General features: G+C 53.6%; 1 protein-coding gene. It reads right to left on the bottom strand.

Annotated elements, in window-relative coordinates; all coding sequences use genetic code 11:
- The coding region (locus tag VF709_RS24960) for a GTP-binding protein (protein WP_236654012.1) at positions 1 to 392 on the bottom strand (392 nt) is incomplete at both ends.

Here is a 392-nt window from a genome sequence, read left to right as displayed (position 1 = left end):
GTATCGTCGCCTGGGAAATCGTACTGAGACAGCAGTTCACGAACTTCCATCTCTACCAGTTCCAGCAGCTCTTCGTCATCAACCATGTCGCATTTGTTCAGGAACACGATGATGTAAGGAACGCCTACCTGACGACCCAGCAGGATGTGCTCACGAGTCTGAGGCATTGGGCCGTCAGTCGCAGCTACTACCAGGATCGCGCCGTCCATCTGCGCAGCACCGGTGATCATGTTTTTAACATAGTCGGCGTGGCCTGGGCAGTCTACGTGTGCGTAGTGGCGAGTCGGGGTGTCATACTCAACGTGAGAGGTGTTGATGGTGATACCACGAGCTTTTTCTTCTGGTGCGTTATCGATCTGGTCGAATGCACGAGCAGAACCACCGTAGGTTTT

It is taken from the genome of Enterobacter sp. Lyrl_3, assembly GCF_051948675.1.
In the GTDB taxonomy this organism is placed as follows: domain Bacteria; phylum Pseudomonadota; class Gammaproteobacteria; order Enterobacterales; family Enterobacteriaceae; genus Enterobacter; species Enterobacter cloacae.
The sequence above is the reverse complement of the archived record's forward strand: the minus strand, read 5'-3'. Positions and strand labels throughout refer to the sequence as shown.